The organism is Nostoc cf. commune SO-36 (assembly GCF_023734775.1).
Taxonomy (GTDB): domain Bacteria; phylum Cyanobacteriota; class Cyanobacteriia; order Cyanobacteriales; family Nostocaceae; genus Nostoc; species Nostoc commune_A.
This window is the reverse complement of the sequence record NZ_AP025732.1, coordinates 830,209-844,748: the sequence shown is the minus strand read 5'-3', so window position 1 is coordinate 844,748 and position 14,540 is coordinate 830,209. Positions and strand designations below refer to the sequence as shown.

Genomic DNA, 14,540 nt, shown 5'->3' with positions numbered 1-14,540 from the left:
CGAGTTTTTCAAAAGGGAAGTCACTATATCACTAGTGAAAAGTCCCGCAAGTTATAAAACTTAAGTTCTACAGTCGCTTTCAACAACGGACGCATGAATCAAAGACATTTGTGGATTATTGTTACCCTGTTTATGGCTGTTTTGGGCATACCCTCAGTCGGTTGCACTCAAACCGCCAAGGGAAATGCCCTAGCTTCTCAGAAATCACCTGCCCCTGATGTAGTGAAGGTGGGAGAGTACCAATCCAGAGCAGGGAAACAAACCTTGGATGCTGTGATTACAGAAATTCATCCTCACGAAATTAGAGGACGTAAGGCGGCAACCCTTTTTATCCGAAATATACCTGTTCTCAGCTTTTTAGGTTCTGTATCAAATACGAATCTTGAAAATAAAAAAGTTGGTGGAATTGGAAATACTGAGGGCGTACAAGGGTACGCCCTTATTGCTAGCAATTCATCAAATGCGCCCAATACTGGTAACGCAACAGATGCAATTAACCAGATTAGCTCCACTGACAATGATCCGGTTCAGATAGCTGGTGTAATAGCAGCTAAGATCAACCAGTTGAATCGGGAAAATGTGGACGGTAGTAAGATTACCGTAAGTTGGAAAGCAGGGGAAAAATCTACTGCTAATCAAGCGCAAAACAAAAGCCTCCCTGTTCAACAAGATGGCGATCGCTACGTAATCAAAATTAATGGCGAAGAATTGGTCGAAATCAACGAAAGTACGCGACTAGCAGATAGCACTAACAATCTGGCGCAAGATGCATTGCAAGCAACCAATCGCCTCCGGAGGCTATTAGGAAATGCATCTCCCTTAAAAGAGATTGCAAATTTACCAGTGCGTCAACAAATATCAATACCAAAGCTACCTCAACAGGTTGCCGTCGGAGTAGTGCGATCCACTTTGAGAGGTATAGCTTCTTTTTACGGCTATGACTTTGCTGGTAATCGCACTGCTAGCGGTCAAAGATTTAATCCAGAAGCAATGACTGCTGCTCATCGCAGCTTACCCTTTGGTACACAAGTCCGTGTAACTAACACTCGCAATGGTCGTTCTGTAGTGCTGCGGATTAATGACCGAGGCCCATTCATTCGAGGTCGAGTCATTGACGTATCTACTGGCGCGGCTCGAATTTTGGGAATGATGGGCAGTGGCGTAGCACCAGTGCATATTGAAGTCTTAGGGAAATAATCGAGTAGGTTACAGGTTAAAGGGAAAGATTATTCCTTATCACCTGTCACCTGTCACCTGTCACCTTTCCCCAATCCCAGTTCCGTATCACTTAATTCCCTAGTTTAATCAACTCTTCCCTCTATTTCAGATATAAACTAACGGGGGAGGGATCGATAAGAACTAGGGGTATTTTGTGCGCCTGCTGACAACAGTCGCAGCTTTACGCTGCTATTTAACTAAACTCTGCTCAGAAAACAAGCTAATTGCAGTTACTGAGGATTTAAAACTAGATGAGATGACTGGCTGGTATCAGACGGCAGTCGGTCTAGTGCCAACTATGGGAAATTTACATCAAGGTCATTTAAGCTTGATCCAACGGGCGCGGCAAGAAAATTCTACGGTGATTGTGAGTATTTTCGTCAATCCCCTGCAATTTGCTCCCAATGAGGATTATCAACGCTATCCTCGCACTTTAGAGCAAGACCAACAACTTTGCGAACAAGCTGGGGTAGATGCAATTTTTGCACCAACTCCGGAAGAAATGGCAGTTCCCCAGAAGAGTATACAAGAATCAAAGGTTACACAAGTTATCCCCCCATCTGCTATGATAACAGGCTTGTGTGGTCGTTCTCGGCAAGGTCATTTTCAGGGTGTCGCTACGATTGTTACCAAACTTTTTAACTTGGTACAGCCTGACCGTGCCTACTTTGGTGAAAAGGATGGTCAGCAACTAGCAATTATTAAACGCTTAGTAGCTGACTTAAATTTGCCAGTAGAAATTGTTGCTTGTCCAACAGTACGGGAAGCGTCGGGTCTGGCCTTCAGTTCTCGCAATCAATATTTGACTGCAACGGCAAAAGAGCAAGCAGCAGTCTTATATCGTGGCTTGCAACGAGCTGAAGCTGCATTCATTGCAGGCGATCGCAATAGCAACAAGTTGATAGCAGTGGTACAGCAAGAAGTGGCTATAGTCAGCACGATTTTAGTGGAATATATTGAATTGGTTGAACCGACTACGTTAATGTCTTTAGAAAAAGTTGAGGAGGAAGGAATGTTGGCGATCGCAGCTCGTCTTGGGTCTACACGTTTGATTGACAATATCATCTTGCGCGATCGTCAACCCATCATCGCCATTGATGGCCCAGCCGGTGCTGGAAAATCCACTGTGGCGCGTCAAGTGGCAGCAAATCTGAGTTTAGTGTATTTAGATACAGGAGCGATGTACCGTGCTGTCACTTGGTTAGTACTGCAAAAGGGTATTGCTATTGATGATGAGTGTGCGATCGCCCAATTAACTGACCAGTGTAAAATTGAACTTACTCCTAACCAGGATTTACAATCATCCGTGCGGGTTTGGATTAATGATCATGATGTTACCCAGGTAATTCGCACCACTGAGGTGACATCTCAAGTATCTGCGATCGCGGCCCAAAGCGCTGTTCGTCAAGCACTGGTTAAACAACAGCAAAACTGGGGTAAAAAAGGTGGTTTAGTAGCTGAAGGTCGGGACATCGGTACTCATGTATTCCCCGATGCCGAAGTGAAAATCTTCTTAACCGCTTCTGTGAGTGAACGCGCACGTCGCCGCCAGGAAGACTTTACCAAACAAGGTCAATCAGAAGTGAGCTTAGAGCAGCTAAAACACGACATTGCCGAACGTGACTGGAAAGATAGTACCCGCAAAGTTTCGCCTTTGCAAAAAGCAGCCGATGCGATCGAAGTTCAAACCGATGGTTTGGACGTGTCTGAAGTCACGGCACAAATTGTTAACTACTACCAGCAGCGTTTATCTCAGAGGTAATCACCACTATTTGCTGTTAGTTTTTTAGTTTTAAAGGGTGGTGAGTGAGTGATTATTTACTTACCATCCTCAAAACTGCATTTTAAAACAAAATAGATAATTTAACTATTGGCTGTCTCTATTGAAAATTAAGTCTTGTACCAAAAATATTAGATTATTAAAGTATTAAATCATCTCGCTTTAGACTGATTTATCATATCGCAAGTAATCCTACCAAAGATAGAAGTGTGAAAGCTTTAATTGCTAAAAGCGAATTGATTAAGTAAGTCGGCAAAATAAAAGCAACCTGTATCAAGAAAAGTAAACAAGGCTCAAACCCTTTTTCCTCCTGCTCCCTGCCCACTGAGCGCAGTCGAAGTGTGCCTCCTGCCTTATCCCAACGATAATTATTTACGCCGACCTACTTATGCGTCTCTGGCTATGAAATATTAGCCATTTTTATTTATAGTTATTACTTCCTAGTAATTTGGCTTATTTTACTTATTAGACAAGTACTTTGTTTTTATCTTCACTTTGGTAGTAAAATAACGATGTTAAGTTTTATGTTTCATGATTAAAGACATAAAACCTCAAAAATAAAAGCTGTTAATTTCCTAAGCTTTTGCAATAGCTTAAAACTGGAAACCGGTAAAGAGAGGATTTGACACGATGGCATTTGTACAAGACCCACTACCCTTCGATATTAATGCTCTAGAGCCACATGGCATGAAAGCTGAAACTTTTGAGTATCACTATGGTAAGCATCACAAAGCTTATGTAGACAACCTCAACAAGCTCACTGAAGGTACAGAACTTGCGAATAAGTCTTTGGAAGAAGTGATCAAAACTTCCTTCAACGACTCCTCTAAAGCGGGAATCTTCAACAACGCTGCTCAAGTTTGGAACCACACCTTCTTTTGGAATTCCTTGAAACCAGCAGGTGGCGGCGCACCCACTGGTGATCTCGCAACCAGAATTGATAAAGATTTTGGTAGCTTGGACAAATTCAAGGAAGAATTCTCGAACGCGGCTGCAACTCAATTCGGCAGTGGCTGGTCTTGGCTGATTGATGATGGTGGTACGCTAAAGGTGATCAAAACACCAAATGCAGAAAACCCTCTAGCTCATGGTAAGAAAGCACTCCTAACCTTGGATGTTTGGGAACACGCTTACTACATTGACTATAGAAACGCCCGTCCAGCATTCATCAAGAATTTCCTAGAAAACTTGGTCAACTGGGACTTTGCTGCTGAAAACTTGGCTAAAGCTTAATCAATTGACGCAATGTGCAACTTAATATTCTGACCTTACTGCCATTTCTCTCTCTTTGCACGAGAGAGGATTTGAATTCTCTCTATTCCCTAATAGGAAAAGGGTCTGGAGGTTAGGTTTGTGTAAAAGTTGCACACAGCGTTAAAAGTAGTAAAAATCAAAATATATGGATAGTACAGAATTAGCACAATATATCGAAGCAACGAATAGCATTACTAAACCTTGGGTATTGGTACAACTACGCCTTCAGAAATTGCAAGAGCGTCGAGCCACCCTTACAAACGATGTTTATATTAAAGAATTAGAAGATATTTACCAAGACTTAATGAATTTGGGGGAATGGTGGCGCGGTATTGAAGATGAGGTATTTTAAAGTGAGGAGTTAGGAGTTATGAGTTTTCTTAACTCCTAACTCCTCACTTTTAACTTAAAACGCAACCTGATGTCTCAAGCTCTCGATCAAGTCGATTACGATACTCTCGATGCCGCAAAACGACGCTTCATCGAAGCTGCAAAACGCACACTTGGCTTTGCAAGCGCTTATGGCATTGTGCCCGCGTCGGGTCTTGGAGCCAGCGCTAACGCCTTCAGCTTCAACCTCGCTCCCTTTGTAGAGGCGGGGGCTAGAGAACTTTCTATGACACTTGTACCCGAAGGACTGGGAACCGCAGACGATACCCGACCTGACGACCTCTGTGAAGAAGAGCTTCGACGATTCTGGTGGAACATTGGTATCAAGATCATTTCGTGTCTTACGAATGATGCCGCAACTTCCGGTATGCAGACTATACTTCTTGGTCTTTATCTGCCGTCGAGTACTCCTGAAACAATCTTTACTCCCGCTTTCCTTGATGGGTTTCTGGATGGAGTAGTTGAGGGGTGTAAACGAGTCGGGTGTGTTTATCTTTCAGGGGAAACTCCTCAACTAAAAACTAAGATGATTGCCGGTCGGCTCGACATCGCAGGCTCGGTTTTCGGGGTAATGCCGACTGGTGTCGCTCCTATTGATAGCTCGCGTCTGGATGCCGGAAATACTATTGTTCTGGTGGAAAGTTCAGGCCCCCATGAGAACGGTTTTACCCCACTGCGAAAGCTTGCTGAGTCGCTTCCTGATGGCTATAGAACAAAACTTCCCAGTGGGCAAGAGTTCTGGGAAGCGATGAATGCTGCGTCGTATCTCTACACGCCTCTTGTACAGGCAGTCCTTGGCGAGGGAATTCGTCCCACAGCGATGGAGAATATCACTGGTCATGGCTGGCAAAAGCTGATGCGGTCGGTGAAGCCGTTGCGATATATCATCGAAACGATGCTCCCAGTACCAGAAATATTTACATTTGTTGAGAGTCATCTTGAGGGCGGGGCCGAGACGATTCTTTCTGTGTTCAATTACGGTGCAGGATTTGCATTCTATACAGAGTCAGAGCAGGATGCAGAGAAAATTGTCAGGCTTGCAAGAGAACATAAGCTAAGGGCTGTGATTGCTGGGAGAGTTGAAGCGTCTGTTTCCCGCGAGGTGGTGGTAGAACCCCTTGGGGTCACGTTGAAGGGAGATTCTTTTGGAATTGCGCGAGGGGTATAATTCACAAGCGATCGCCAGTTTTGTGAAACCTATTATAAACTCATAGGATTTGCTTATTTGTGCGATCGCTGAATTCATTACTAGTTAGACAAAAGTTGTAATCACTGAGATAGATAATAGTTTTTATACGCAATATAGAGTTGTATTTCCGGCTGATTATAGATAATTACTCTACTAAACCTTTATTCTCTAAGCCATTTAACATAGATGCTATAGGCACATTTATAAAACTTTGGATGTAATATTTACAACTACTTAAAATTGAAGTAGTGCAAATCACCCATGACCACTGAGATTAAGATTTGCTAACGTAGTCTTAACATATTGAAAAATTTGCTGAGAAAGCTGAGAAAGTAGCAACCGATACTAATTTTTAGTGTTGATTATTTCTCATCCAGATATGTGGCATTTTGATGTGTTAAGGATAGATATTTTTCTTCAGAGGGGGTTATGGCTGTAAATTTGGCCCGTACTACAACTTCGGCAGAACTTTTAAAGCAAGTATTCCGTAATATTGATGCACATAGTTGTCCAAAGTTATTCAACTTTCACATGCACACTGTCTTCTCAGATGGCAAGTTGCAGCTTAGTGCATTGATGGAGCAGGCGATCGCTATTGGACTAAAAGGATTGGCGATCACTGACCATCATGGCATTCTCGGCTATCAAGCGGCCCTTGCTTGGTTAGAAGATTGGAAGTGGAGTAATCCTGGTGCAACAACTCCTTACCTGTGGAGTGGCGTAGAAATCAATGCTAACCTTCTGGATATAGAAGTTCACATTTTGGCTTACGCTTTTGCACCAGACCACCCTAGCATGAAACCCTACCTGCAAAGAAGGCCGACTACAGGGCAAGAATATCAGGCAAGTAACGTGATTGCCGCTATTCATGACGCTGGGGGATTGGCAGTTTTGGCTCATCCAGCCCGTTATAAGCGATCGCTTTTTGACTTAATTCCAGCTGCATCCCAAAAGGGGATTGATGGTGTAGAAACTTTCTACGCCTACAATAACCCTAACCCCTGGAAACCCAGCGTATTGGAATCAGAACAAGTGCAAAAGTTAGCTGATGAATACTTTCTCCTCAATACCTGTGGTACTGACACCCACGGTTTGAGCCTGCTACAACGCTTGTAAAGATGAATCAATTTTTTTAAATCTCCTGGTTCAATCTGCCAGGAGGTTATCTTTTTTTGGATAGTCAATTTGTTTTATTAAGGACTTCCAGAGATTGAGAAGCTATCTTGATTGTCTCTTTGGCAGCTTTTTCTTTACGTTCGCTGTAGCGGTCTGTGAGATAATCAACTTTGTCACGCAATAGCAAGGAAAACTTGTAAAGTTCTTCCATCACATCAACAACGCGATCGCGGTAGGGCGAATCTTTCATAGTCCCGTCTTCGTTAAACTCCTGATATGCTTTAGCCACTGAAGACTGGTTCGGGATCGTGACCATCCGCATCCAGCGCCCAAGAACGCGCAGCGTGTTGACGGCGTTGAACGACTGCGATCCGCCGCACACCTGCATGACCGCCAGCGTTCGCCCTTGCGTCGGGCGCACGGCACCGATCCTCAGCGGCATCCAGTCGATCTGGATCTTCATGATGCCGGTGATCTGGCCGTGACGCTCCGGGCTGCACCAGACCTGCCCCTCCGACCACAGGCTTAATTGGCGCAACTCCTGCACCTTTGGGTGGGTGTCAGGTACGCTACCGTAAATCGGTAATTCGCGGGGATCGAAAAACTTTACCTCTGCGCCAAATTCTTCAATGATGCGTGCGGCTTCTTCTGCCAAAAGGCGGCTATAGGAACGCTCACGCAGAGAACCATACAAAAACAAAATTCTGGGGGGATGGTCAAATGTCGTCATAAAGATGTCAAGGATACAAATTAATAGCTGGGACAGATAACTGTAGAGCTACCAAAATAAAAACTAGTTAGAAAGCAGGGAAGACTGCTTTATCTTTGCTACCTAAGTCAATTAGGACTTACGCAAAATATCTCTCAAACTCTGATTTCTCCGTGCCCTCCGTGCCTCTGTGGTTCGTTATTCCGTAACTCATGCGTAAATCCTATAAATGTCAAATGCCAAATAATTTTGCCAGCGAACAAATTATTTAGCACTTGACAAATGTTTTAGTCTCCATCTCCTGCTTTCCAGGCGATCGCTTTGCTCGGTTCGGGATCGGGTAGCTTCAGAGTAATCAATGCTGCTGCTAGTACAAAAAACATAGATGTCCACAAACAGCCCACTAACCCGAAAAACTGATATATCAAACCTGATAAAACAGTTCCAGCTAATCGACCACCAGAGTTTGCCATGTAGTAAAAACCAACGTTCAGCGCTACCTTGTCATCATCAGTAAAGGCCAACACTAAATAAGAGTGAACTGCTGAGTTGAAGGCAAACACAACGCCAAAAATCAGGAGTCCGCCAACAATCGCAATATCGGCTCTTACACCTAATTGGAGAGCAAGAGCGATCGCGGCTGGAACTGCTGTTAGAATAAATGTCCAGAATTGGATAGTCTTTGATTGTGGCGGACGACCAGAACCAAATCGCTGAATCAGCGTTGGTGCTAAGAACTGAATAACGCCATAGCCAATTACCCAACAAGCCAAGAATCCACCAACCTGATAGAACGACCAACCCAAAATCTCACGCAAAAATACTGGCAATCCCACAACAAACCACACATCTCTAGAGCCAAAGAGAAAAAATCGAGCAGCAGAAAGAATATTAATCTCTTCACTCTTAGAAAACAGTTGACTAAACTTGATTTTCTTCTTGATTTTGCCCATCCCTTTGGGAAGCATTAATCCAGAAAACATAATCAGGGAAAGTCCCCCTGCCATAATCCACAGGGAATTGATAAAGCCAACCGCAGCCAAAAGAGCGCTACCAATAAAAAAGCCAACTCCTTTGAGGGCATTTTTAGAACCCGTCAGCACTGCTACCCATTTAAACAAAGATGATTGGGCATCCTGGGGTACTACCAACCGAATGGCACTTTTAGAACTCATTTTGGTTAAGTCTTTGGCAATCCCAGAAAATGCCTGTGCCACCATCACATAACCGACTGCAATCCACTGTGCCCAATTTGGATTGAGGAAGGACAGCATAACTAAAGAAAAAATCTGTAATCCGATACCGCTATAAAGCGTTACCTTCAATCCAAACTGGGAACCAATCCAACCGCCGAAAAAGTTTGTGACAACTCCGAAGACTTCGTAGAACAGGAATAGAAAGGCAATTTGTATCGGTGTATAGCCAATTTGGTTGAAATATAGCAACACCAGCATTCGCAGCGCACCATCGGTGAGGGTGAAACCCCAGTAGGCGAGGGTGACTAGGATATAGTTCTTGAAATTGGCACTATGAGCTGTAGTAGAAGCCATGAGGGAGATAAGGGAGATGAGGGAGGATGAGGAAGCAGGGGAAGAATAACTATTGAGTATTGGCTATGCCCAATGCCCAATGCCCCATGCCCAATTACTTTTAATTCTTCAGATTCAAAGCCACTTTACGGGCGAGTTCAACCATTCGGTTGGCATAGCCCCATTCGTTGTCATACCAAGCCAGGATTTTTACTTGCGTCTCATTTACCACCATTGTGGAGAGGGCATCAATGATGGAAGACCGAGGATCGTCTTTGTAGTCGATAGAGACTAAAGGACGCTCTTCATATCCCAGAATTCCTTTAAGCGGTGCTTGCTCGGAAGCTGTTTTTAGCAAGCTGTTAATTTCTTCTACGGTTGTGGGTCGCACAACTTCAAACACACAGTCTGTCAAAGAAGCATTGAGCAGTGGTACTCGTACTGCCAAACCATTGAGTTTGCCGTTGAGTTCGGGATAAATCAACCCGATCGCAGTTGCCGATCCAGTAGTGGTAGGAATCAGAGATAAACTCGTAGCTCTTGCCCGACGCAGATCCTTATGAGGAGCATCTACGATGGTTTGAGTATTGGTGTTGTCATGGATTGTGGTGATAATTCCATGTTTAATCCCCAAACCTTCATGGATCACCTTCACTACTGGGGCTAAACAGTTAGTTGTACAAGAAGCCGCAGTTAACAGATGATGCTTCTCTGGCTCATAAAGTTGGTCGTTAACTCCCATAACAATATTCAAGGCTTCTTCCTTCACCGGAGCAGCCACAATTACCTTCTGTACTCCCCGCTTAAAATACGGATCTAAGGTAGCAGGAGTCCTAAACTTGCCGGAGCATTCCAGCACTACATCAACGCCTAAATCTTCCCAAGGGACTTCACCAGGTTGGGAATGTTCGCTAAAACTCAGAGGTGTACCATCAATGAGAATGCGATCGCCGTGTGCTTCTACTTCTGGTGTCCAACGCCCGTGAACAGAATCAAATTTGAGCAAATGAGCGGCTGTTACTGCCCCGCCTTTAATCTCATTGATATGGACAAATTCTAATTCTGGCCAACCCCAGGCAGCACGCAGAGCCAGCCGTCCAATCCTACCAAATCCATTAATCCCAATCCGAATTTTCATCAATTTTCCTACCGCTAATTAATTAACAAAATGTGATTATTTAGTTCAATACTCTAGAAATCGCATTAAAACTAATTTTGAAAAGGTAATAATTTTGGCTCTTCAGGTTTGTTCTCTACTTGTTTTATTACCACTAACAATTGGCAGGTGAGCTATATTTTTTGTTTAACTCGCTCTAATTCTTGTAAAAAGTTATGTTGGGTTTCTCGCAGTTCTATTTCGGGGTTTGCACGCTCAATTGTCTTGATTGCATCGTTATAAGATGAGCCACTACAAATCAAGTAAGAAGCTAGCATTGTCCCTGTTCGCCGTCTGCCATTAGTGCAATGAATTGCAACACCATTGCCAAGGTTATTTTGATTGTCAACGAAATTTTGTAAATCCTGAAGTTGCTCCTGGCTGGGTGTCGTGCCACCTTTAATTGGCAACCAAAGACAAGGAATGTTTGCTCGTTGATACAAATCTAAGTTAGAGGGGTCATCCATAACAGAGACGATCGCACCAACGCCAGTAGCCCGTAACTCTGTCAACTCTTCTGCTATGGGCTTACGAACACCTGCTAGTTTCCTTGGAATCACCCACCACAAGTTTTCTGAAATCGGTTGAATTGTTTCTTGCTCCATTGCTTCGAGCCTTAGATTGCTAAAAATTGTGGTCATTTTAAGACATCAAAACAGCGCGGATCTTGCAATGTTGCTTTTTCCGGTTCCCGTGGAAACCAAGCTGCTGTGCGTTTACAAAGCTCAACCAGCATCAACATTACTGGCACTTCAATTAAAACCCCTACCACTGTAGCCAGTGCTGCACCTGAATTTAAACCAAATAGCATCACAGCAGTGGCAATAGCAACTTCAAAATGATTACTTGCTCCAATTAATGCGGCTGGTGCGGCATCTTCGTAGGATAAATTCATCTTCAATGCTGCTACATAACTAATTAAGAAAATGAAATTAGTTTGGATAAATAGTGGTACGGCAATTAACAATATATGCAAGGGATTTTTAACAATTAGTTCACCCTTGAATGCAAATAGCAGTACCAATGTTAGCAATAGAGCAGTAATCGAAACTGGAGTCAGATACTTTAAAAATCGTCTTTCAAACCACTCTGTACCTTTATATTTAAAAATCCAGTAACGGCTGTACATTCCCGCCACTAGGGGAAACCCAACATAAATCACTACTGATAAAACAATAGTTTGCCAGGGCACGGTTAAATCATTCGCCGCTAATAACCATCTACCCAATGGTGCGTATAAGAACAGCATCGCCAGAGAATTTACTGCCACCATTATTAAGGTGTGTCCCTGGTTGCCGTAAGAAAGATATCCCCACAACAGTACCATTGCTGTACAAGGAGCAATTCCTAGTAAAATAGTGCCAGCAATATAAGAATTCGCCAGCGCTACTTCGCTACCGCTAATGATCTCAGTTCCGGTAATCAAAGGACGAAATAACCATCCTAAGAAAAACTGAGCAAATATTACCATTGTGAATGGTTTAATTAACCAGTTTACTACCAAGGTGAGAATAACAGGTTTTGGGGCGCGGATAGCATTTGCTGCTTGTGTGAAGTCAATCTTCACCATGATGGGATACATCATGAAAAACAAACATACTGCGATGGGAATAGACACTTGATACACACTCATTGCATCAAGAGCTACCGCTATTCCTGGAAACAATCTACCTAGTGCAATTCCGACAAAGATACACAAAAATACCCAAACGGTGAGATATTTTTCAAAAAAACTTAAATTGCTTCCTGCTTGTATCCGGGCTGTACTGGCTTGTGAATTCTGACTCATGGGAATAAACCTAAAAACAAAAAAAATTGCTAAAACTTAGCTTCTTTTCGTAATAACTCACCAATTGTCAAGTTCATTTCTGCTTCTCCTTCAAATACTGTTCCCCCAGATTTCTCACCACACCTCTTAAAGCCTGTGCAAGTGCCGGGGAGAAGTAATGAGTAAGAAGTAAGAAGTTTTTACTCATTACTCATTACTCATTACTTCTCTTCTGCTCCATCAAACGCCTTGAGCTTGTGAGAAATGCGGGTTCCCACTTTGCCTTGATACAAGTGAACGTAATTGAGGCGTTTGCTGTGATCTGGTAAAGGTACATAACCCATCGCCTGCGTAATCGCATAGACTGTGCTGTAACCATCAATTTTTATTGTTGCTGTTGCAGCCTTACCAGAATCTCTTAGCTCAGTTACAGAAGGTAAATGCTGGTTTTGAGTAGATGTGTTGGATGTTAGTCTCGTCAAAGCCAACGCTCTTAGTGCAAAAGCCTCCTTTGCTGCTATCTTCATTGACCCCACCCCTGTGAGTTATATTAAGAGTACATCTCTATCATTTCAAAAAAAATTGATTTGTCAATCCGTAGATAGTTGTAAGTAAACAAAACATTACAAAAAAAATTGATGAATATTTAAGTCTCGCAGGGGGGACGAATAGCCAATATGGGGCTAAAGCGGCGGAATTCTGCTAGATACTGCTCTAAGGCAACAAACTGCGGCAAATTCAGGCTGTAGTAAATCCAGCGCCCTTCTTGACGAGCGCGAACTAAACCCGCTTCTTTCAGGGTTTTGAGGTGAAAAGACAGTTTGGACTGAGTAGTTCCCAGGTGGTCGCATAGGTCGCACACGCATAGTTCTTGAGAGCGTAGGAGTTCTAAGACCTGAATTCGTAGGGGGTCAGATAGGGCATGAAAGCCCGCAGCGATCGTATCAGGAGTGAAGGTGCTATTAGAAACCATCAACTTTTTTTGAAGTATTCCTTTATGGTAAAGTCTAAATCATCGGTTAAACAATACCTTTACCAAAAAGAAAAGTAGGTCTATAGCCGATTCTTAGTTGGAATCAGAATCATCGAGAAATAGGGTACTTTATCTGGATCAACTTCATCCAGAGGTATGATGCGTTGCTGTGATGTTGATGCCCGCTCAATATATCTTGCCCGTGATGCTAGCCCTAATTTATGCAGGATATCTCGTACTTTGGTAAAGTGACGACCTAGTTTCATAATTGCTGCTGCATCGGTCATCAGCAGATGTGTAGTCAGTTCTTCTGCTGGTAATGGCGCGGGTAAGACTGTGAGAATATCGGTGTAATAGGTGAAAGGTACACCCAATGCTACCGGACAAGCCATCAGCGAAGAAACTCCGGGGACAACTTCTGTTTCATACTGGTCACATAACCGCGTGAACACGTACATGAATGAACCATAGAAAAATGGATCACCCTCGCATAGCACTACGACATCTCGACCCGCCGCTAAATGGTCAGCGATTGGTTCAATTTCCTTATCATAAATAGACTTGGCTTTTTCTGGTTCCAAAGCGCGGGGGAGATGAAATAATACCTCGATTTGATTACCAGGTAGATACTGCGCCACGATCGCTCTAGCAATACTTTCTTTATCTGTGGCTGATTGATAAGCTACCACAGGAGCGGCACGTAATAGCCGCAGCGCCTTTAGGGTTAATAGTTCTGGATCGCCTGGGCCGACACCAATTCCATAAAGACGACCTTTGGGTTTCATGTTCATTCTTCCTCCGTTGCCAGGGCGTTAACTGCTGCGGCTGCGATCGCACTTCCACCGCGCCGACCGTGTAAGGTTAAAAATGGTACATTCCTGCTGTCTGCTGCTAGTGCGGCTTTCGATTCGGCTGCACCAACAAACCCCACTGGAAAGCCTAAGATAATCGCCGGTTTAGGCACTCCTTCATCGAGCATTTCTAACAGCCGGAATAGTGCTGTGGGCGCATTACCGATTGCAATCACTGATCCTTCAAGGTGTGATCGCCATAATTCTAAAGCTGCTGCCGACCTTGTAGTACCCATACGCTGGGCAAGTTCTGGCACTTCTGGCTCATTGAGAGTACAGATAACTTGATTATTTGCAGACAACCGCCGTCTGGTAACGCCATCGGCAACCATTCGGCAATCGCACAGAATCGGCGCTCCTGCTGCTAATGCTGTTCTTGCAGATTGTACTGCTGTTGCTGAATATCCCAAGTCAGTGACAATATCCGTCATTCCACAGGCATGAATGAGACGCACAGCAACTTTTGCTACATCTGACGGCAGCACATCTAGGTTCGCTTCTGACCGGATGATTGCAAAAGAATTGCGGTAAATTTCGTTGGCATCTCGGATGTAGTCGGGCATTCGATTTGGGATTTTAGATTTTGGATTGATTTGTTATTAACCGC

General features: G+C 43.7%; 15 protein-coding genes. 6 read left to right on the top strand and 9 right to left on the bottom strand.

Going from position 1 to position 14,540, the window contains the following annotated elements; translation table 11 throughout:
* Positions 1 to 93 precede the first annotated feature (93 nt).
* The 6 genes from ANSO36C_RS03800 to ANSO36C_RS03775 all read left to right on the top strand — a co-directional run bounded on the left by ANSO36C_RS03800 (position 94) and on the right by ANSO36C_RS03775 (position 6,947).
* A complete protein-coding gene (locus ANSO36C_RS03800; protein ID WP_251958458.1) occupies positions 94 to 1,197 on the top strand; it encodes a septal ring lytic transglycosylase RlpA family protein in 1,104 nt (367 codons plus the stop codon).
* A 175-nt stretch (positions 1,198 to 1,372) separates the two neighbouring features.
* Positions 1,373 to 2,980, top strand: a complete 1,608-nt coding sequence (locus ANSO36C_RS03795; protein WP_251958457.1) for a bifunctional pantoate--beta-alanine ligase/(d)CMP kinase — start codon at positions 1,373 to 1,375, stop codon at positions 2,978 to 2,980.
* 648 nt (positions 2,981 to 3,628) lie between these two features.
* Positions 3,629 to 4,231, top strand: a complete 603-nt coding sequence (sodB, locus tag ANSO36C_RS03790; RefSeq protein ID WP_251958456.1) for a superoxide dismutase [Fe] — start codon at positions 3,629 to 3,631, stop codon at positions 4,229 to 4,231.
* Between the two features lie 166 nt (positions 4,232 to 4,397).
* The gene (locus tag ANSO36C_RS03785; RefSeq protein ID WP_190941666.1) at positions 4,398 to 4,604 is read left to right on the top strand and encodes a hypothetical protein; all 207 of its coding nucleotides are present in this window, start codon (positions 4,398 to 4,400) and stop codon (positions 4,602 to 4,604) included.
* A gap of 69 nt (positions 4,605 to 4,673) precedes the next feature.
* The gene (locus ANSO36C_RS03780; RefSeq protein ID WP_251958455.1) at positions 4,674 to 5,810 is read left to right on the top strand and encodes an AIR synthase related protein; all 1,137 of its coding nucleotides are present in this window, start codon (positions 4,674 to 4,676) and stop codon (positions 5,808 to 5,810) included.
* Positions 5,811 to 6,260: 450 nt separating this feature from the next.
* On the top strand, positions 6,261 to 6,947 hold the full coding sequence (locus tag ANSO36C_RS03775; protein WP_251958454.1) for a PHP domain-containing protein: 687 nt from the start codon (positions 6,261 to 6,263) through the stop codon (positions 6,945 to 6,947).
* 64 nt (positions 6,948 to 7,011) lie between these two features.
* Here the strand turns inward: ANSO36C_RS03775 and arsH are convergent, their stop codons facing one another.
* The 9 genes from arsH to ANSO36C_RS03730 form a co-directional block, all read right to left on the bottom strand.
* The gene (arsH, locus tag ANSO36C_RS03770; protein WP_251958453.1) at positions 7,012 to 7,677 is read right to left on the bottom strand and encodes an arsenical resistance protein ArsH; all 666 of its coding nucleotides are present in this window, start codon (positions 7,675 to 7,677) and stop codon (positions 7,012 to 7,014) included.
* 266 nt (positions 7,678 to 7,943) lie between these two features.
* Positions 7,944 to 9,206 carry an organoarsenical effux MFS transporter ArsJ gene (gene arsJ, locus ANSO36C_RS03765; RefSeq protein ID WP_251958452.1) on the bottom strand — a complete coding sequence of 421 codons (1,263 nt, stop codon included), beginning with the start codon at positions 9,204 to 9,206 and terminating at the stop codon, positions 7,944 to 7,946.
* A 100-nt stretch (positions 9,207 to 9,306) separates the two neighbouring features.
* Positions 9,307 to 10,323 (bottom strand): ArsJ-associated glyceraldehyde-3-phosphate dehydrogenase, encoded by a 1,017-nt coding sequence (locus ANSO36C_RS03760; RefSeq protein ID WP_251958451.1) that lies wholly within the window; start codon positions 10,321 to 10,323, stop codon positions 9,307 to 9,309.
* 152 nt (positions 10,324 to 10,475) lie between these two features.
* Entirely contained in the window at positions 10,476 to 10,982 is a 507-nt protein-coding gene (locus tag ANSO36C_RS03755) for a phosphatase domain-containing putative toxin (RefSeq protein ID WP_251958450.1), read from the bottom strand.
* Positions 10,979 to 12,130 carry an ACR3 family arsenite efflux transporter gene (arsB, locus tag ANSO36C_RS03750; protein ID WP_251958449.1) on the bottom strand — a complete coding sequence of 384 codons (1,152 nt, stop codon included), beginning with the start codon at positions 12,128 to 12,130 and terminating at the stop codon, positions 10,979 to 10,981. Before arsB ends, ANSO36C_RS03755 begins: the two co-directional genes overlap by 4 nt.
* Before the next feature lie 200 nt (positions 12,131 to 12,330).
* Positions 12,331 to 12,636 (bottom strand): hypothetical protein, encoded by a 306-nt coding sequence (locus ANSO36C_RS03745; protein WP_251958448.1) that lies wholly within the window; start codon positions 12,634 to 12,636, stop codon positions 12,331 to 12,333.
* Positions 12,637 to 12,755: 119 nt separating this feature from the next.
* Complete coding sequence (locus ANSO36C_RS03740) at positions 12,756 to 13,082, bottom strand: ArsR/SmtB family transcription factor (protein WP_251958447.1); 327 nt, start codon at positions 13,080 to 13,082, stop codon at positions 12,756 to 12,758.
* Positions 13,083 to 13,162: 80 nt separating this feature from the next.
* Positions 13,163 to 13,867 carry a precorrin-2 C(20)-methyltransferase gene (locus tag ANSO36C_RS03735; protein ID WP_251958446.1) on the bottom strand — a complete coding sequence of 235 codons (705 nt, stop codon included), beginning with the start codon at positions 13,865 to 13,867 and terminating at the stop codon, positions 13,163 to 13,165.
* 2 nt (positions 13,868 to 13,869) lie between these two features.
* The gene (locus ANSO36C_RS03730; protein ID WP_251958445.1) at positions 13,870 to 14,496 is read right to left on the bottom strand and encodes a precorrin-8X methylmutase; all 627 of its coding nucleotides are present in this window, start codon (positions 14,494 to 14,496) and stop codon (positions 13,870 to 13,872) included.
* Between the last annotated feature and the right edge of the window lie 44 nt (positions 14,497 to 14,540).